Consider the following 19,211-nt stretch of genomic DNA (forward strand, 5'->3'; position numbering starts at 1 on the left):
CTTTTTTTATTTATACTTTGAAATTCTATTATGAAGGTCCTCATTATTCAACAGAAAATGATTGGCGATGTACTAACATCGACCATTCTTTTTGAAGCCATCAAAAAGAAGTATCCTAAGTCTGAATTACATTACCTAATCAATTCACACACGCATCCTGTGGTCGAAGGAAATCCATTTATTGATAAATGTCAATTCTTTACGCAACATCATGAGGATAGTTTTAAAAATGTGATTTCATTTGCCAAATCACTACGCCACCAAAACTATGATGTAGTAATTGATGTCTACTCCAAAACCTCGAGCAATATTATTACCTATTATTCCAAAGCAAAAACAAGAATTTCCAAACGGAAGTGGTATACCTCATTTTTATACACAGATACTATTGTTGAAGAGAAAGAACCAACAACTAATGCTGGTCTGGCAATAGAAAACCGATTAAAACTTTTAAGTCCACTAGGTATATATACAGAAGCTCTAAAACCCAAAATATATCTTACAGAGGAGGAAATTGAAAAGGGAAAATCTATCATAAAAGCTGGTGGACTCGATCTAAACAAACCCATCTTTATGATAGGTGTCTTGGGTAGCAGTGAAAATAAAACCTACCCTCTTCCATACATGGCTAAAATCATTGATTTAATCATTGATTGTAATAAGGACGCGCAGATACTATTCAATTATATCCCAAAGCAAATCAATGAAGCCAAAGCAGTTTATGATCTTTGTAATGAAAAAACTCAAAATCAAATCTTTCTAGATGTCTTTGGTAAGAGTTTAAGGGAATTTTTAATGCTGACTGCAAGTTGCAATGCGCTTATTGGAAATGAAGGGGGTGCAACAAATATGGCAAAAGCACTTTATGTACCAACATTCACAATATTTTCACCATGGATTAATAAAGATTCTTGGAACATGTTTGATGATAATAAAAAACACGTGTCAGTACATCTTAAAGATTATCATCCTGAAGTTTATTCAAATACAAAACACCATAAAGGATTAAAGAAAGAATCAGAAAAATTATATCAAAAATTCAAACCTGAATTAATCAAAGGAGTACTTAAAGAATTTATTGATTTACTCCACTAACTTCTCTATTCCGTAAGGTGTTTTAGAAACTTTATTTGATTTTGTATAGGCTCTTATCTTAAGATTCTTATCGATAGAGTCTTTGGTTTTATAGCCTCTTGGATGATCCAAATGAAGACAAACAGCACTATAACGAATTTGCTTAGACTTAATACCAAAATTAAATAAACGTTCACCCAATTCTCTATCCTGCCCACCATATTGCATGCGTTCATCAAATCCATTGACGGCCACAATATCTTTCTTCCAACCAGATGCATTATGACCATTCCAGCTGGCATTAGTCGGTGTTATGGTATTTAAAAATTGGCTTTTAAATCCTTTTGCTGTAAGCTTATTATTTTTGAAGGAAGACTTTAATCCGTGAGTTTTGAGCCATTTTACATTAAAACAACGTTGGCTTAAAATATCATCCTTCGTTATCAATTTTGAAATTTCCATTGGCAACATAAAATAGCCTCCAGATAAAAAATAACCTGCTTCACGCTTATCTATATGGACTTGAACGTAATCTGCTCTTGCCATACAGTCTCCATCACTCATTAATATGTAATCTGCATTGCAAGCTAAAATCGCTTTATTGAGTATTTGCGATTTTTGAAAACCATTATCTTCATGCCAAACGTGAATAATAGGATAACTCACCAAAGATTTCATTTTTTCAATTAAATCAAAAGTTGGCTGTTTAGATCCATCATCCGCGATAACCATCTCAAAGTTTTTAAAACTTTGAGCTTCGTAACTCCACATCACTTTTTCTAACCAATCCTCAGAATTGTAAGTACTTATTATAATTGAAATTTCCGGTTTCTGCATGGTTTATCTAACTTTTGCGTTACAAAATTAAAGCTTTGTGTGAAATACTAAAAGTACTATTTTTACCGGCAAAGAAAACTACCCGATGCTAAAATTATCTGGAGTAATTATTACATACAACGAAGAACGCTACATAGAGACCTGCTTGAAGTCATTGAGTGCGGTAGTTGATGAAATTGTTGTTGTAGATTCTTATTCCACGGATAAGACTAAGGAAATATGCCTTAAGTATAATGTCAAATTTATTGAGCAGGAATTTTTAGGCTATATAGAACAAAAGAATTTTGCCTTACAGCAAGCCAGTCATGACTTGGTGGTATCGCTAGATGGCGATGAGTCGTTATCTAAAGAATTACAAGAATCTATTATAAAGCTTAAGCCTAATTGGAAATTTGATGGGTACTATGCGAATAGATTTAATAATTTTTGTGGGCAATGGATTAAACACTCCGATTGGTATCCAAATAAAAAATTACGTGTTTTTGATAGAAGAAAAGCGCAGTGGGAAGGAATAAATCCACATGATAGTATTGCGTTATTTGATAAAAAAGCAAAGACTGGTAAACTAAAGGGAGATATACTGCATAAAACTTATCAGACTTACTCTGAGTTCAACCAAAAAATTGAGCATTTTTCAAGTATATCAGCTCAAGCTTATTATGACTTAGGAAAGAAAGCTACAATCTGGAAAACCCTTTGGAATCCAAGCTGGGCATTTTTTAAAGCTTATTTCTTAAGACTAGGTTTTTTAGATGGTTATAACGGCTTCGTAATCTGTGTGCAAACTGCAAATCTTACATTTTTAAAGTATTCTAAACTCAGGGAGCTTTATCGCAATAAAAGTTAACGTTTCCAGAACTTAAGTTTCTTCTTGAGATTTCTACGAGCACGATATTTTTTCTGAAAATTTTGAGTGACATCCCACATTAACTTAAACACTTTTTCATAAGGTTCGTTGATGCATTTGGCATATTCATCACTCATAATTTCAACCATGGATTTATGAATCGTAAGACGACTAAAATTGTGTATACGCGCCTCAAAACTCATAGTTTTAAACTCCATTCTATTTAAATCTACCAAAAAAAATGAGTAGCCTTTATCCTCTTTCTTAATTAAAGTGTTACCTGGAGAATGATCTAAAAAGTTTATGCCTTTTTCATGAAGCTCAAAGGTAAATTTTGTAAAAGCTCTTAATATTTCTTCATGATTGGGATAATTTAAATCAGTGGTTAACTCTCTATAAGTTAAATCTGGCTGTAGCTGTTGTGAAATGTAGTAACTCTTTTTAAATAAAAATAGACTTGAAAATTCATAAAAAGCAATAGGCTGTGGTGTGCCTACTCCTAGCTCTAGTAATTTATTTGCGTATTCAAAAGATCGTTGCGCTTTGCTTTTTCTCAAAAACCGGTAAGCAACCTGATTAACTAGATTAGGCACCCTAAATGATTTTACATTTATGGTTTTACCGTCTAAATCAAATAGTTTTAATGAATTTCTGTCTTGTTGGCCAAAGCCTTCACCTCGAGTATCAAAAAACTCAATAATTTCGTCTAGGCTTTTTGTTTTAGATTCAAACTGTTCGGCAATTACCTTTTTCATTTAAAAATCCATCTTGTAGATCAACAAAAATAAGTTTAAATAGTTAATTTTGATCTGAATAAAATTAAGATGTCCAGAAAAATTCCCAACTGCAGTTTAGTAACACCAACTTATAATTGGCCAGAAGCTCTAGAACTACTACTCATAAGTGCTTTAAATCAAAGTAGACTCCCAAACGAAATAATAATTGCAGATGATGGATCTAGACAGGAGACTAAAGAACTTATAGAACGTTTTAAAGAAAATAGTCCTGTCCCTATTATTCATGTTTGGCATGAAGACAATAAAAATCAGAAGCCCAAAATAATGAATAAGGCCATTGCAAAAGCGCAATATGATTATATCGTTGAAATTGATGGTGATATCATAATGCATAAAGATTTTATTAAGGATCATCTAGAAATGGCCAGAAAGAATACATTTCTATATGGAAGTAGGGTAAATATCCAAGAGAGTTATCTTGATGAGCTATTTAAAAAGAAGCAAACTAAATTCAACTTCTTCTCAAAAGGGATTAAAAAGCGTGGCAGAACACTAAGAATTCCGTTTCTATCAAATTTTTATAAAAAACAAGATAAAAGATCTTCAAAGTTGAGGGGTTGTAATATGTCCTTCTGGAGAGAAGATTTTATTAAAGTAAATGGATTTAACGAAAAACTTGTGGGCTGGGGAATTGATGATAGCGAGATGATCCAACGATTATTGAATATTGGTGTTAAAGGAAAGCGATTAAAATATAGAGGATTAGCTTATCATATTTATCATAAAGAACAATCTAAAGACCATATACATCTCAATAGAGAAATAGAGGATAATACCACCAAAAATAAAATTACTCACATTCCCTTTGGTGTTGAACAATACTTATAAATAAATGTCTCTCAAAAAAATCATAGGTAAATTTTTACCCATTGTAGATGGCGATGAACGTAAAGAAAGAATTGCCAGAAAAGTTTTAAAGACACCTCAACAGGATAATGATGTTATAAATATTCATAGATACGATAAAAATAATGTTGGTGATTATTATTGCGCGCCTCATCTTTATTTTAAAGAGCTAAATGGTAAATATTTAGATATCTTGGGTATGAGAAATCTAAAAAAAGAGGTGACGAGTAACTGGATAAATGAGGTTTCTAATAACAGTTTAATTATTGGTGGTGGTGGCCTATTTAATATAAAATACTTTAAAAGACAATTAGAATTATTTGAAGAGCTAAGTTCTAGAGGAAAAAAAACCGTTGTTTGGGGACCTGGGCATAATGAAAAAGACAGATCAAAATTTGGTAACGTATCAAGATATAATGTTGACCTTAAAAAATTTGGTTTAGTTGGCACCAGAGATTTTAGCATGGATACGGAATGGGTACCTTGCGTAAGTTGCCTTAATCCTATTTTTGACAAATCATTTACTGAAACCCAAGAAATTGGCTTACTCTACGGAAAAAAAACAATTAAGAACAATAAGAGTTTAGTCAATAAATTAGATGATTTTCCATTTACATCAAACACAACTAATCTCGAAGAAATGATTTCTTTTATTGGAAAATCAAATATAATTGTGACCGACAGTTACCACGCTATGTATTGGGCTATTTTACTTGGCAAGAAGACTTTGGTTGTGCCTACTACCTCAAAATTCTATGATTTTAAGTATAAGTCGGTAATTACAACATTCGAAGATTTCACTAATGATTTACATAAGGCGCAATCCTACACAGGTGTATTAGAGGAATGCCGAGAGATAAATCTAAAATTTGCTGAAAAGGCTTTTGATTATTTCAACCTGTAGCACCATCACTTCTACTATAATTTGATGGTTCTAGGTTTGTGCATAGTTGTGGCTTGTCTTATCTTTGCAAAACCAAATTATTGACACTTTTAATACTCAAAACATGGACTAGAATTTAGTTCATCATCTTATGAATTTCAAGGAAGCCCTTCAACATAATATCTTTAAATACGTAGCCGATGCTTCAGACAAATTGGGCATTGAAAGTTATGTTATTGGTGGTTTTGTTCGAGATTTTCTATTACAAAGAGGTGATGCCAAAGATATTGATATAGTGGCTATAGGAAGCGGTATAGAATTGGCAAACACAGTATCTAGCTTATTGCCTAATAGACCAAAAGTAAAAGTCTTTAAAACATATGGTACGGCAATGCTAAGGTTTGAAGATTTAGAAATCGAATTCGTTGGAGCTCGGAAGGAAAGTTATAATGAAAACAGCAGAAATCCAGTTGTTGAAAACGGAACCTTAGAAGATGACCAAAATAGACGAGATTTTACCATTAATGCACTGGCATTGAGTCTACATAAAGACAATTATGGTGAATTATTAGATCCTTTTGATGGTATTTCTGATTTAGAAAATAAAATAATCAGAACACCCTTAGAGCCAAATATCACATATAGTGATGATCCTTTAAGGATGATGCGCGCGATTCGTTTTGCAACGCAATTAAATTTTAAAATCGAACAAGCATCCTTAGAGGCAATCTCAGAAAATAACCATCGTATTAAAATTATAACTAAGGAGCGTATCGTTGTAGAACTCCACAAAATTCTTGAGAGTAATAAACCATCAATTGGTTTTAAGCTTTTAGAGAAAACAGGTCTTTTAGAATTTATTCTACCTGAATTAACAGCGCTTAAAGGAATAGACGAAAAAGAAGGACAACGTCATAAAGACAATTTTTATCATACACTAGAAGTAGTTGATAACATAAGTAAAACCACTGATAATCTCTGGTTACGATGGGCTGCACTGCTTCATGATATAGGTAAAGCACCAACCAAAAAATTTAGTGATAAAGTGGGATGGACTTTCCATGGGCATGAATTTGTTGGCTCTAAAATGGTGTACAAACTCTTTAAACGTCTACGTATGCCATTGAATGATAAAATGAAGTTTGTACAAAAAATGGTATTAATGAGTTCGCGTCCAATTGTACTTGCTACAGATGTCACAGATTCTGCAATAAGACGATTGGTATTTGATGCAGGAGATTATGTAGACGATCTTATGACGCTTTGTGAAGCAGATATTACCACTAAAAATCCTCGAAAATTTGAAAAGTATCACAATAATTTCAAAATAGTAAGGGATAAGATTGTCGAAGTAGAGGCTAGAGATCATGTTAGAAATTTTCAACCTCCTGTTTCAGGAGAAGAAATAATGAAAACCTTCGATTTAAAACCGTCAAAGGAAATTGGGATTATAAAGGAAGCCATTAAGGAAGCCATTTTAGAAGGTGATATTCCAAATGAACATGAATCGGCTTTTGCATTAATGTTAGAAAAAGGAAAAGCATTAGGTCTAAAACCAGTAGAGAATTGATGAAGAGAAGATACAGAAGAACTGTAAAAATTGCATTGGTATTAGTATATCTAGTTATATGTGCTGGTGCGGTTGTGCGTATGACTGGCTCCGGTATGGGCTGTCCAGATTGGCCAAAATGTTTTGGGTATTATATTCCACCAACAGATATTTCAGATTTACAGTTTAAGGCAAACTTCGAATATAAAAAAGGTATTGTCATTATTGTCGATGAAGCCTTACAAGTGGCTAAGGCCGATTTCAAGTCGGGTAACAAATTAGATTTATCTAACTGGGAACCCTACACTGCTCATGATTATGCCATATTCAACCCGCGACACACATGGGTAGAGTATATTAATAGATTAATAGGAGCTCTCTCTGGTCTACCCATACTCATTTTCACTATCATGTCAATATGGTTATGGAAAGATCGGAAGCGGTTTTTGATGTTATCAATAATTACGGTTTTCGCAATGGCCTTTCAAGCCTGGTTAGGCAAAACTGTGGTCGATTCAAACTTAGCGCCATATAAAATAACCATTCATATGGTCATGGCATTAGTTATTGTTGCCATTCTCCTTTATCTTATTTTTAATTCAAGATCAGAATTTAAGCTTAAGACAAGCGATGCGCTTTTCAAGAATATCCTTATTGTGGCAATTATCTTAACGCTAGTGCAAATAGTATTAGGTACACAAGTACGTCAATTTGTAGATATTCAAAATAAGCTATTTGGTTATTTTAACTGGGACATCACCACAATAGCGCCGATCAAATTTTATGTACACCGAAGCTTATCAATTGCTGTAGTATTATTAAATGGTTTCCTTTACTTCAGGAATAAAAAATTAAATCTTGGTTATAGTAAACTCAATTTTGTGATGTTGTGTTTAGGAATTGAGGTCGCAACTGGTATTGCTATGTATTACTTTAATTTCCCATTTTCTTCGCAACCTCTGCATTTGGTAATTGCAACAATTCTCATAGGAATTCAGTTTTACATTTTGTTAGAAACTACAAAAACCAAAGCACTAGTTGCTTCTAATTAAGTTTTATATTTACGCCATAATTTAATCTTATGATATATAGATTCAGAGTCATATTAGATAACGATACAGATGAGGATGTTTTTAGAGATTTAGAAATCCGTGAAACGGATACTATGGAAGATCTTCATAACATAATTACGCAATCTTTTGGTTTTAATGGTATGGAAATGGCGTCGTTTTATATCAGTGATGATGAATGGAACCAAGGTGAAGAAATTGCCATGTTTGATATGAGTGAAGCAGGTAATGAAGTGCGCGTAATGAATGAAACTATTATCAAAGATGTTGCGCATGAAGCCTCACCTAAATTAATTTACGTCTACGATTTTTTAAGTATGTGGACGTTTTACGTTGAGCTAGCAGAAATTGTTGAGGAGACTCAAGGAACAGACTATCCTAATTTAATGTTTGTCCATGGGCAAATACCTGATGAAGCACCTGAAAAGGTATTTGAAGCTGACCAAGATGATGCCTTCAATGAATTTGAGGATGGCATAGATGTAGATGACTACGGTGATTTAGATTTTGATGAAAATTGGAACTAAATTTACATTACTTTAGTACTAACATTTTCATAATTACGCTTCACAAAATCTAAAGTTGATTTTACAATTTCTCCCATAGACTTACTTTGTCTAAAAGTCTTATCTAAGGTATAGTTATATATTTCTTCCTTTAGATTATCAACATTTTTCGATAATGAGAGTTCGTCTGATTCCATGCATTTTAGTAAGGAGTTCAGACGTTCTTTAAAACTAATAATTCTTTTTGCTACAATTGAGCGTTCCTCAATTCTATACTGTTCAATGGATTCATTTTGAATTTTATTTTGGACCATTTCTACCATTTTGTTATTCTCCTTATAGAATTGTGGCATGTAAATTTTTAGTTTCCCTTCGAAGGATTGCTGATCAAAATCAATGGCTCTTATTTTAAAGACAACATGATCGAAATCGTGAATTGGTACTATAACATAATTGTAAGAACGCATATCTCCTAATAGTCTAATAGTGCAGCGTTCATTGAATTTTACAAATTCCTTGGCAATTTGGGCTTTTTCAGACTCAGAACAATTATCTAAACTGTTTTTAATAAACTCATCTCCGGGAATTCCGGCTATATGTTCTTCAATTAAAGTATCCTTGCAAACCAAAAAGTTTAAATTATAAGGTGAGAGCATATGTTCTAATTCAAGACCATAAATTCTTGACGCATCTGCCTTTTTCACATAGAAATAGGTGTAGTTATCATTAAGGATATTTCTAACTTTAATTCGAAATGGTTTTGAATTTCCAAAGGTGCAATAATCTATTGCATCAACATTTAAATATTTTAAGATCCAATCGCCTCCATCCGAAATTAATTCTGAATAAACTTTCTTTAAACTGTGATCTATTTCATCCCGATCTGTGTCACTGTAGTATACTCTTATCCAAAGTGTATCTTGGTCTTTTTCATCATAAACCACAACTGATCCTTGAAAGCGCAACAAGTCTGAATATACAATCGGTAAATCCATGTTTCTTCTATACTCCGACAAATAAGAATCTAGATTTTTCGAAACAGGATAAGAAGGTTTCTTTTTAGAAATTTTTACATCGTCTGCCATAGTCTAAAATTAAACCTTTTAATTAAAATTGTAACAAATTTCTAGGTGACTCGTCTTACCTTCATAACCAATAGTTCTGACTGTAATCAGAATCAACTAAATCAATCAATTATTAAAACCAATCTGTTTTGGAACAACCAATTTTATCTATTAATAATCTTACTAAAAAGTTTGGCTATTTAACTGCAGTCAAAGATTTAAGTTTCACTATAAACAAGGGCAATGTTTACGGTATCCTAGGACCCAATGGTAGTGGTAAATCAACTACATTAGGCATAGTCCTTAATGTTGTAAATAAAACAAGTGGTGATTTCCATTGGTTCGATGGCGATATCACCACACACGATGCTTTAAAGCAAGTAGGAGCCATAATCGAACGTCCTAATTTTTATCCGTATATGACGGCAGAACAAAACTTAAAATTGGTCTGCAGAATTAAAGGCGTAGATGAAAGTAAGATTGAAGAAAAGCTAGAGGTTGTAGGCTTACTAGATAGGAAAGATCATAAATTTAGGACCTATTCACTGGGTATGAAACAACGATTAGCTATCGCCTCTGCCCTTCTCAATGATCCTGAAATATTAATACTTGATGAACCTACTAATGGTCTTGATCCACAAGGTATTCATCAAATAAGACAAATCATTAAAGAGATTGCCAAAGACGGTACCACAATACTTCTGGCATCGCACTTATTGGATGAAGTAGAAAAAGTATGCTCACATGTAGTCGTACTTCGTAAAGGCGAAAAGCTGTACTCTGGAAGAGTCGATGAAATGATAAGCAGTCACGGATTTTTTGAATTGAAATCTGATAAAAAAGAGGAATTAATCTCCATTTTAGAAAACCATGAAAGTTTTGGAAATGTAAAAGTTGAAGAAGATCTAATAACAGGATTCTTAAATGAGCCAATGTCAGCTTCAGATTTTAATCAATTAATGTTTAATAAAGGAATTGTTTTATCACACTTAGTAAAACGAAAAGAAAGTCTCGAAGAACAATTCTTACAGCTAACCGATAATCAATAATCAATTAAAAAACAGTTTCAATAGTTCTTATATTGAAACAAAACCAATCAAAACCTATGCTACGTCTTATCAAATTAGAATTACAAAAATTATGGCTTAATAAAGTGAGTCGTATATTAATTTTTGTGTCATTTATATTGCCATTCACAGTACTCGTTTTATCATCGATAAAAATTAATTTCTTTGGATTTTTTACTTTAGAGTTAGGTGAATTGGGGATTTTTAATTTCCCAATTATATGGCATATTACGACCTTCTTCGCTTCATACTTTAAGTTTTTCTTTGCCATTGTCGTGGTGAGTATGATTGGTAATGAATACAGTAATAAAACACTAAAACAGAACTTAATTGATGGTCTAAGTAAAAAGGAATTTATTCTATCTAAATTCTACACCATTGTTTTCTTTTCTCTTTGTGCCACAGTATTAATTGGTTTTGCAACATTCATTATTGGACTTTACTATTCTAGCTATACAGAGGCTGCAATTATCTTCAGAGAAGTTGAATTTTTGTTAGCCTATTTTGTAAAGCTTGTTGGTTTTTTCAGTTTATGTCTATTCTTTGGAATGCTTCTAAAGCGTTCTGCGTTTGCCTTAGGATTCCTATTTGTACTTTACATATTTGAATGGCTGATATTTTGGGGTGCGTATGAGGCTTTTGGAAATGCCGATAGTGCGTTTAAAGTTAAAAACTTTTTACCTTTAGAATCCATGTACAAATTAATAGATCAGCCTATCCAACGTATCGTAATGACTAAATTTCCAGAGAAAACAGATATCGCATATGACTACGCTGTGCACTGGTATGAAATTTTGATTGTCCTAGGATGGACCGCTCTTTTCATCTTTTTATCTTATCGATTATTAAAAAAGAGAGATTTATAATATCTTTGATAGCCATTGCTATTAAAAAAAACCCAACATACTAAGACTAAAGCTTTTGAGTTTTATGTTCTGAAGTATGTTGTTGTGTCTTGTGCACCAAAGATGTTATGAAAAGAATAATCTGTTTTATTGTTTTATTAGTTTTGTCATTGCACTTAGAGGCACAAAATGAAGCTTCTTATTGGTATTTTGGACAAAATGCTGGTGTACGATTTGATGCAGATCAAGGAACCGTTACTGCAGTAACCGATGGTCAGCTTAATACCTTAGAAGGCTGTACTTCAATTTCTGACGAAGACGGAAATCTTCTTTTTTATTCAGATGGCAGTACGATATGGAATCGTAATCATCAAATTATGCTCAATGGTACTGGATTAAGAGGCGATGATTCTAGTACATCATCAGGACTTATCGTACCAAAACCACAAGATCCAGATTTTTATTACCTGTTTACGGTTGATGAGCCACATCATTTTAATACTTCATCTTTTCCTAATATGAGTGCTAACGATGGTGTGAATGATGGCTTTATGTACTCCAGAATTAACATTTTAGATGATGGTGGTCTGGGTGCTGTTGATGCTGTTGAAAAGAATGTGGCCTTAGTTACTTATGATACCTCCGATCCTTTAGAAAGTCAATTAAAATGTTCTGAAAAAATCACGGCCGTTCGGGCTGACGATTGTTCATCATTTTGGGTTTTAACCCATTTTGGTGATACGTTTTATGCCTTTAAAATTGATGAAAATGGTGTTAATACAACGCCTGTAACCTCAACCGTAGGACCAGATATTCCAGTGGAAGGTTATCGCCGAAATGCTCTAGGCTATCTAAAAGCTTCTCCTGATGGTACCAAACTGGTATCAGCAAATTTTGGTGAATCTACATTACTTGGTGAAGATGCTGGTGGAGGAATTTATCTTTTCGATTTTAATAATGATACTGGTATTGTATCTAATCCTACAGAATTATATAGTGCTCAAAACAATAATAGTCCTTATGGTGTTGAGTTTTCTGCCGAAAACAGAAAGGTCTATGCAACCGTTGGAGCTGGTGCAATGGGTGGAGGACCTAGCCAAGTTTTACAGTGGGATTTAGAAAGTGCGGATATTCCTAATTCATTACAAGTTGTTCATTCTTCAAATACCATAAGTGCAGGTGCTCTTCAACTTGGTATAGATCGTCGTATTTACAGAGCTCAATTTAGTTTTAACGGTGATAACAATGTGTCTAGATACTTAGGTGTAATAGAAAATCCTGAGGCAGATGGAAGTGATATTATTTATAATGAACAAGGTGTATTTCTAAGTACTAATCCGATAGGATTAAATACTAGTCGCATAGGATTACCTCCATTCATCCAATCCTTATTCAATTCTCAAACAGATATCATTAGAAATGGAATAAGTACAACAGAATTGAGACTTTGTACTGGAGAAAGTTACACGCTTCAAGCCGATGAAATACCTGGAGCTGATTATGTTTGGTCTTTCGATGGCGTTCCAATTCCAGATAGCAATCAACATGAATTGTTTGTGGATACACCTGGTTTTTATGAAGTTTTTATTGAACCAAATAATGGAGAATGTCCCATCGAAGGTAGTGCTGTAGTTGGAATTTTTGAAGTCCCAATCGCAAATTCCTTATTGGATGTATCTGCTTGTGATGATGTAGGAAATGATGGTTTTGCGACATTCACCTTCAATGATAAAGATCAGGAGGCTTTACAGAGTCAAGACCCAAATCAATTTTTCGTCAGTTACTATACTACTCCAGAGAATGCTGTTGCACGTGAAAACGAGATTACTTTTCCATTTGTTAATACATCAAACCCTCAAACAATTATCGTTAGAGTTGACAATGTGGACAACCCAAATTGTTATGATCTAAACTCATTTGAACTACAAGTTTTTAATACACCTCAGATAGCTACTATCGATGATGAAATATTTTGTGATAGCTTTGGTGATCCAACCGATGGTATTGCCGAGATAGACCTAAATTCATTGTTACCTATATTACTAGGATCTCAAAATGCATCTGAGATTGATGTAACGTTTCACACTACAGCTGAAGATGCTGAGATGAATAATGCACCTTTACCTGTTGACTATACAAATACTACACCTTTTAATGAAACTATTTTTATAAGAGCTGAGAATACTCTAAACACAACATGTTTCAGTACAAGGAGTTTTAATTTAATAATTAATCCTATCCCAGAAGCTAATGATGTTTCAGTATTGCAGTGTGACGAAGATGGTATTCCTGAGGGCTTTACAGTCTTTAACATCAACCAGCTATTAGATGATATTACAGGTGGAAATCCACAAGTACAAGTAGACTATTACCTCTCACAGGCTGATGCTGATGCTGAAACCAATCCAATTAACGGAGATGCCTTTGAAAACTTTATTAATCCTCAAACTGTGGTAGCCCGAGTGACTAATCCAGTAACTGGCTGTTTCAACTTTAGTGAAATCTCACTTGAAGTCAGTGCTACAGCTACCAACAACGCAACCCTACAGGTATGTGACGATGATGGTGAGGAAGATGGTTTTGCTAGTTTCCAGCTTACTGATGCTGATGGTATTGTACTAGCTGGTGCTCCGGTAGGACTTGATGTGGTTTACTACGAAACCTACGACGATGCTCTGATAGAGAATCAACCACTTGGAAGCACATTTACCAATACAGTTGCCTACAATCAGACTATATATGCAAGGGTAGAAAACGATAATGCCTGTTTTGGTATCAGTGAAGTAGAACTTACTGTTTTTGAATTACCAAATATCGAAACGCAAGATGAAACGCTCTACTGCCTCAATTTCTTCCCTGAGACCATTGTTTTAGACGGAGGTGTCATCAATGATTCTCCTAGCAATTATAGTTATGACTGGTCTACAGGTGAAAATACAACAACCATAGAGATTAACGAACCAGGTACTTATACTGTACGTGTTACAAACACCAACGGTTGTTTTAAAGACAGAACGATTACTGTAGTACCTTCAAATATTGCAACTATTACGGATATTGAAGTCATAGATGCTACAAGAAATAATTCAATAACAATATTGGTCTCGGGAGAAGGTGACTATGAATATGCCTTAGATAATCCTAACGGTCCCTATCAGGAGAGTAATGTCTTTAGTGATGTACAACCAGGACTATACACCGTTTATGTAAGAGATAGAAACAACTGTGGTATTACTGAGGAACTTGTTTCTGTTATTGGATTCCCTAAATTTTTTACACCTAATGGTGATGATAATAACGACTTCTGGCAAGTCTATGGAATTACCGAACAGTTTCAGCCTAATACCTCAATCCTCATCTTCGATAGATACGGAAAGCTCCTAAAAGAACTAGATCCTATAGGACCTGGTTGGGATGGTACCTATAACGGTAATAAAATGCCAACTTCTGACTACTGGTTTAAAGTCAATCTCCAAGACGGTAGAACCTTTACAAGCCATTTTACACTTAAAAGATGATTTTAAAAGTCCCATTAAAGTATTTTATATTCTTTTTGCTATGTGCCTTTGTTATAACTAGTAGCATTGCACAAGAACCTAATGATTGTCAAAATATAATTACCATTTGTGGTAATTCAAGTTTAAGTTTGGATGTAAGTGGTATTGGAACGCAAGAACTATCTGGATCTAACACATGCTCAAGTCAAGAAAATAATAGTATTTGGTTACAAGTAAATATTGCTAACGACGGTACACTTGCATTTACCCTCACTCCTGGTAGCACCAATATTAATGAGGATTATGATTTTTTCATTTTTGGACCAAATGTAACTTGCGGAAATATTGGGCAGGCAATTCGTTGTTCTACAACTAATCCGTCTGCTGCAAACCAAGGTAATAATTTAACAGGTCTAAGCACCAATGAAGTGGATACTGCTGAAGGTCCTGGTCCAAACGGTAATAGTTTTGTTAGTGCTATTGATGCGCTCGCTGGCGAGTCTTATTTTATCGTAATTGATAGACCGATAGGTAATAGCCCTTTTTCACTAGAATGGACAGGTACAGCAACATTTCCTGATAATCCAACAAATCCATTATTAAGTAGTCCGTTTGTTACCGAACTTCCAGATTTAGACGTTTGTGACGGTCAACCACCATACAATGATTTTATTACGGAAATTGACTTAAGTACAATGACTCAGGATATTATTAATGGCGAAAGTGATATAGCCGTAAGCTATCATACAACAGAAAATGATGCTAATATTAATATTAACCCATTAGGAGATATATTTAATAGTTTTCCATTAACTCAAACAGTATTCATTAGAATTGAGAATACAACCACTGGCTGTTTTATTTTAAATGAATTCGATATTAATGTATCTGCCTTAACCAACTTTAATCAGCCTGATTTATTTATAGTTTGTGATGACGATTCTGACGGTGATGAGACCAATGGACTAGCAACTTTTGATTTTAATATTAAATCTCAAGAAATTACGGAAAATATTGGTCCAGTAAACTATGATATTTCTTATTATTCTAGTCTTGCTGATGCTGAAAGTGCTAATGCTCCTTTACCACTATTATATAATAATACGGTACCGGCTCCCACAGATATTTATGCCCGAATTGTAGATAACGATTCTGGTTGCATAGGTTTCACAAGTTTTAGAATTGAAGTTGCTCCTATCCCAGAAGCTAATGATGTTTCAGTATTGCAGTGTGACGAAGATGGTATTCCTGAGGGCTTTACAGTCTTTAACATCAACCAGCTATTAGATGATATTACAGGTGGAAATCCACAAGTACAAGTAGACTATTACCTCTCACAGGCTGATGCTGATGCTGAAACCAATCCAATTAACGGAGATGCCTTTGAAAACTTTATTAATCCTCAAACTGTGGTAGCCCGAGTGACTAATCCAGTAACTGGCTGTTTCAACTTTAGTGAAATCTCACTTGAAGTCAGTGCTACAGCTACCAACAACGCAACCCTACAGGTATGTGACGATGATGGTGAGGAAGATGGTTTTGCTAGTTTCCAGCTTACTGATGCTGATGGTATTGTACTAGCTGGTGCTCCGGTAGGACTTGATGTGGTTTACTACGAAACCTACGACGATGCTCTGATAGAGAATCAACCACTTGGAAGCACATTTACCAATACAGTTGCCTACAATCAGACTATATATGCAAGGGTAGAAAACGATAATGCCTGTTTTGGTATCAGTGAAGTAGAACTTACTGTTTTTGAATTACCAAATATCGAAACGCAAGATGAAACGCTCTACTGCCTCAATTTCTTCCCTGAGACCATTGTTTTAGACGGAGGTGTCATCAATGATTCTCCTAGCAATTATAGTTATGACTGGTCTACAGGTGAAAATACAACAACCATAGAGATTAACGAACCAGGTACTTATACTGTACGTGTTACAAACACCAACGGTTGTTTTAAAGACAGAACGATTACTGTAGTACCTTCAAATATTGCAACTATTACGGATATTGAAGTCATAGATGCTACAAGAAATAATTCAATAACAATATTGGTCTCGGGAGAAGGTGACTATGAATATGCCTTAGATAATCCTAACGGTCCCTATCAGGAGAGTAATGTCTTTAGTGATGTACAACCAGGACTATACACCGTTTATGTAAGAGATAGAAACAACTGTGGTATTACTGAGGAACTTGTTTCTGTTATTGGATTCCCTAAATTTTTTACACCTAATGGTGATGATAATAACGACTTCTGGCAAGTCTATGGAATTACCGAACAGTTTCAGCCTAATACCTCAATCCTCATCTTCGATAGATACGGAAAGCTCCTAAAAGAACTAGATCCTATAGGACCTGGTTGGGATGGTACCTATAACGGTAATAAAATGCCAACTTCTGACTACTGGTTTAAAGTCAATCTCCAAGACGGTAGAACCTTTACAGAACACTTCACATTAAAGCGATAAAAAAAATGTAACTTAGTTTACCAAACCAGAGTGTTGAAACTACTTCGTTACATAATCTATTTACTGCTGTTTGGTGTAAGTATCCCTCTAATTGCACAAGATGTTACGTTATATCAACAATTTAATGGTAGATACGACTATACTGCTATTGGAAATACAATGAATGTTTTTGAAAATGGACCAGGAACACCTTGTACCATTCAATCCTCATCAACAGCAAGCTTAAGTCTAACGCCAAACCAAAATGTAATTGCAGCTTATCTTTACTGGGCAGGTTCGGGCAACGGAGATTTTGATATCACACTTAACGACAATAATATTACTGCTACAAGGACCTTTAATGATGCTTTAGACGAGACACGCGTTTTTTTTGCTGCATTTGCCGATGTCACAGATTTAATAATTAGTAACGGCAATGGAGACTATAACATTTCAAATTTTGATCTTTCGTCCATCATAGATCCTTATTGTCCAACTGGCACTAATTTTGGCGGTTGGGCTATAACGGTTATCTATCAAGATGAAGATTTACCTCTTAACCAATTAAATGTTTATGATGGGCTTCAAAGTGTCCCTACAATTCTAAACATAACTTTAGATAACCTTAATGTCCTTGATAATGAGGATGCAAAAATAGGTTTTATCGCCTGGGAAGGTGACAGATCACTTGCTGTAAATGAGCAATTAACCATAAATGGTAATGTAATAAGTAACCTCCCATTAAACCCAGCAAACAATGCTTTTAATGGTACCAATTCATTTACTGGTGCTGTAGATTTATACAATATGGATATTGATGTCTATAATATCCAAAACAACATAAATATTGGTGATACCTCAGCATCAATAACCCTTACATCTGGACAAGATTTTGTTATGATTAATAACATTATAACCGTACTTAACAGTCAATTACCAGATGCAACCTTGAGTATAGATGGGAACTTGGTTAATTGTGGCGATAATAGTGTTGAATTATTTTACACTGTTAACAATTTCAACAGTACGGCACTACTTCCTGCGAATACACCAATCGCTTTTTATCTTGATGGTATTTTAATTGGGCAAAGTGCAACCATAAATGATATTCCTATTAATGGCTCAGAAAGTTCATCTACTATTGTAAGCATACCTGAAGGATCTGGTGCAAATTTAACAGTGATTGGGATTGTTGACGATGATGGTAACATGAATGGGACGGTAATAGAAACAAATGAGGATAATAATATTACCTTTGAAGATGTAGAATTACTATTAATTCCAGACATTATCATTTTACCTGAGCTCATCGGCTGTAATGAAGGTTTTGAAACTTCTACCTTCAACTTATTTGATGGTGTTTCTTCCTTAAATATTGATGAAGCTGATATTTCATTTTATCTATCCTTAACAGATTTAGAAAATGAATCCAATGAAATTCTAATTCCCACTTCATACAATAATTCGTCCCAACCTGAGACTATATTCGTCAGGGTTTCTGTGCCACCTTGTTACGAAATCTATCAATTCAATTTAGTTATTGAAAATTGCCCGCCTGTTGTTCCAAGTGGATTTTCACCAAATAATGATAATTCTAATGACTGGTTTAACATACAAGGCTTATATGATATATTCACAAATCACGAATTATTAATCTATAACCGTTATGGTGATTTAATTTTTATTGGAAATAATAATAAATTTTGGGACGGTACTGTAAATAAAGGCATTAATGCAAACGGAAATATCGTTCCAGTAGGGACCTATTTTTACGTGTTAAATCTAAATGACCCAAATTACGAACCACTGGTAGGATGGGTATATGTAAACTACTAATTACTGAATTTCAGCGCTTTTCTTAACGATGAAAATA

General features: G+C 34.1%; 15 protein-coding genes. 12 read left to right on the plus strand and 3 right to left on the minus strand.

The genetic code is table 11. The features are described from left to right. The first annotated feature begins 30 nt into the window (after window positions 1-30). A complete protein-coding gene (locus tag ACRHOC_RS11065) occupies window positions 31-1,095 on the plus strand; it encodes a glycosyltransferase family 9 protein (protein WP_431158702.1) in 1,065 nt (354 codons plus the stop codon). Here ACRHOC_RS11065 and ACRHOC_RS11070 read toward each other — a convergent pair. After that, window positions 1,084-1,911 carry a glycosyltransferase family 2 protein gene (locus ACRHOC_RS11070; RefSeq protein ID WP_431158703.1) on the minus strand — a complete coding sequence of 276 codons (828 nt, stop codon included), beginning with the start codon at window positions 1,909-1,911 and terminating at the stop codon, window positions 1,084-1,086. The two genes, ACRHOC_RS11065 and ACRHOC_RS11070, sit on opposite strands and share 12 nt — an antisense overlap. Before the next feature lie 85 nt (window positions 1,912-1,996). On the opposite strand from ACRHOC_RS11070, the gene ACRHOC_RS11075 reads away from it, so the two are divergent. Beyond that, on the plus strand, window positions 1,997-2,758 hold the full coding sequence (locus tag ACRHOC_RS11075; RefSeq protein WP_431158704.1) for a glycosyltransferase family 2 protein: 762 nt from the start codon (window positions 1,997-1,999) through the stop codon (window positions 2,756-2,758). Here the strand turns inward: ACRHOC_RS11075 and ACRHOC_RS11080 are convergent. After that, window positions 2,755-3,513, minus strand: a complete 759-nt coding sequence (locus tag ACRHOC_RS11080) for a lipopolysaccharide kinase InaA family protein (RefSeq protein ID WP_431158705.1) — start codon at window positions 3,511-3,513, stop codon at window positions 2,755-2,757. The two genes, ACRHOC_RS11075 and ACRHOC_RS11080, sit on opposite strands and share 4 nt — an antisense overlap. 69 nt (window positions 3,514-3,582) lie before the next feature. On the opposite strand from ACRHOC_RS11080, the gene ACRHOC_RS11085 reads away from it, so the two are divergent. From ACRHOC_RS11085 to ACRHOC_RS11105, 5 genes are all read left to right on the plus strand, one after another. After that, entirely contained in the window at window positions 3,583-4,383 is an 801-nt protein-coding gene (locus ACRHOC_RS11085; RefSeq protein ID WP_431158706.1) for a glycosyltransferase family 2 protein, read from the plus strand. Window positions 4,384-4,387: 4 nt separating this feature from the next. Next, window positions 4,388-5,305 (plus strand): polysaccharide pyruvyl transferase family protein, encoded by a 918-nt coding sequence (locus ACRHOC_RS11090; protein WP_431158707.1) that lies wholly within the window; start codon window positions 4,388-4,390, stop codon window positions 5,303-5,305. Between the two features lie 130 nt (window positions 5,306-5,435). Continuing rightward, window positions 5,436-6,854: a CCA tRNA nucleotidyltransferase gene (locus ACRHOC_RS11095; RefSeq protein ID WP_431158708.1), complete on the plus strand. Its 1,419-nt coding sequence runs from the start codon at window positions 5,436-5,438 to the stop codon at window positions 6,852-6,854. Beyond that, on the plus strand, window positions 6,854-7,885 hold the full coding sequence (locus tag ACRHOC_RS11100; protein ID WP_431158709.1) for a COX15/CtaA family protein: 1,032 nt from the start codon (window positions 6,854-6,856) through the stop codon (window positions 7,883-7,885). The genes ACRHOC_RS11095 and ACRHOC_RS11100 overlap by 1 nt, the downstream gene beginning before the upstream one ends. A gap of 29 nt (window positions 7,886-7,914) precedes the next feature. Then, on the plus strand, window positions 7,915-8,430 hold the full coding sequence (locus tag ACRHOC_RS11105; RefSeq protein WP_431158710.1) for an IS1096 element passenger TnpR family protein: 516 nt from the start codon (window positions 7,915-7,917) through the stop codon (window positions 8,428-8,430). A gap of 2 nt (window positions 8,431-8,432) precedes the next feature. Here the strand turns inward: ACRHOC_RS11105 and ACRHOC_RS11110 are convergent, their stop codons facing one another. Further along, window positions 8,433-9,494 carry a hypothetical protein gene (locus tag ACRHOC_RS11110; RefSeq protein WP_431158711.1) on the minus strand — a complete coding sequence of 354 codons (1,062 nt, stop codon included), beginning with the start codon at window positions 9,492-9,494 and terminating at the stop codon, window positions 8,433-8,435. Between the two features lie 128 nt (window positions 9,495-9,622). On the opposite strand from ACRHOC_RS11110, the gene ACRHOC_RS11115 reads away from it, so the two are divergent. The 5 genes from ACRHOC_RS11115 to ACRHOC_RS11135 all read left to right on the plus strand — a co-directional run bounded on the left by ACRHOC_RS11115 (window position 9,623) and on the right by ACRHOC_RS11135 (window position 19,174). Next, on the plus strand, window positions 9,623-10,522 hold the full coding sequence (locus tag ACRHOC_RS11115; RefSeq protein WP_431158712.1) for an ABC transporter ATP-binding protein: 900 nt from the start codon (window positions 9,623-9,625) through the stop codon (window positions 10,520-10,522). A 56-nt stretch (window positions 10,523-10,578) separates the two neighbouring features. Further along, window positions 10,579-11,406 (plus strand): ABC transporter permease, encoded by an 828-nt coding sequence (locus tag ACRHOC_RS11120; protein ID WP_431158713.1) that lies wholly within the window; start codon window positions 10,579-10,581, stop codon window positions 11,404-11,406. Between the two features lie 107 nt (window positions 11,407-11,513). Next, window positions 11,514-14,903 (plus strand): T9SS type B sorting domain-containing protein, encoded by a 3,390-nt coding sequence (locus ACRHOC_RS11125; RefSeq protein WP_431158714.1) that lies wholly within the window; start codon window positions 11,514-11,516, stop codon window positions 14,901-14,903. Beyond that, window positions 14,900-17,359, plus strand: a complete 2,460-nt coding sequence (locus tag ACRHOC_RS11130) for a T9SS type B sorting domain-containing protein (protein ID WP_431158715.1) — start codon at window positions 14,900-14,902, stop codon at window positions 17,357-17,359. Before ACRHOC_RS11125 ends, ACRHOC_RS11130 begins: the two co-directional genes overlap by 4 nt. Before the next feature lie 33 nt (window positions 17,360-17,392). Then, on the plus strand, window positions 17,393-19,174 hold the full coding sequence (locus tag ACRHOC_RS11135; RefSeq protein WP_431158716.1) for a gliding motility-associated C-terminal domain-containing protein: 1,782 nt from the start codon (window positions 17,393-17,395) through the stop codon (window positions 19,172-19,174). The last annotated feature ends 37 nt before the right edge of the window (window positions 19,175-19,211 follow it).

Source organism: Winogradskyella poriferorum (genome assembly GCF_050618035.1).
GTDB classification, from domain to species: domain Bacteria; phylum Bacteroidota; class Bacteroidia; order Flavobacteriales; family Flavobacteriaceae; genus Winogradskyella; species Winogradskyella poriferorum_A.

Excerpts from the sequence above, each read along its gene's own strand:
- ACRHOC_RS11065 (WP_431158702.1), top strand. The coding sequence starts at position 31 with ATGAAGGTCCTCATTATTCAACAGAAAATGATTGGCGATGTACTAACA.
- ACRHOC_RS11070 (WP_431158703.1), bottom strand. The coding sequence starts at position 1,911 with ATGCAGAAACCGGAAATTTCAATTATAATAAGTACTTACAATTCTGAG.
- ACRHOC_RS11075 (WP_431158704.1), top strand. The coding sequence starts at position 1,997 with ATGCTAAAATTATCTGGAGTAATTATTACATACAACGAAGAACGCTAC.
- ACRHOC_RS11080 (WP_431158705.1), bottom strand. The coding sequence starts at position 3,513 with ATGAAAAAGGTAATTGCCGAACAGTTTGAATCTAAAACAAAAAGCCTA.
- ACRHOC_RS11085 (WP_431158706.1), top strand. The coding sequence starts at position 3,583 with ATGTCCAGAAAAATTCCCAACTGCAGTTTAGTAACACCAACTTATAAT.
- ACRHOC_RS11090 (WP_431158707.1), top strand. The coding sequence starts at position 4,388 with ATGTCTCTCAAAAAAATCATAGGTAAATTTTTACCCATTGTAGATGGC.
- ACRHOC_RS11095 (WP_431158708.1), top strand. The coding sequence starts at position 5,436 with ATGAATTTCAAGGAAGCCCTTCAACATAATATCTTTAAATACGTAGCC.
- ACRHOC_RS11100 (WP_431158709.1), top strand. The coding sequence starts at position 6,854 with ATGAAGAGAAGATACAGAAGAACTGTAAAAATTGCATTGGTATTAGTA.
- ACRHOC_RS11105 (WP_431158710.1), top strand. The coding sequence starts at position 7,915 with ATGATATATAGATTCAGAGTCATATTAGATAACGATACAGATGAGGAT.
- ACRHOC_RS11110 (WP_431158711.1), bottom strand. The coding sequence starts at position 9,494 with ATGGCAGACGATGTAAAAATTTCTAAAAAGAAACCTTCTTATCCTGTT.
- ACRHOC_RS11120 (WP_431158713.1), top strand. The coding sequence starts at position 10,579 with ATGCTACGTCTTATCAAATTAGAATTACAAAAATTATGGCTTAATAAA.
- ACRHOC_RS11125 (WP_431158714.1), top strand. The coding sequence starts at position 11,514 with ATGAAAAGAATAATCTGTTTTATTGTTTTATTAGTTTTGTCATTGCAC.
- ACRHOC_RS11130 (WP_431158715.1), top strand. The coding sequence starts at position 14,900 with ATGATTTTAAAAGTCCCATTAAAGTATTTTATATTCTTTTTGCTATGT.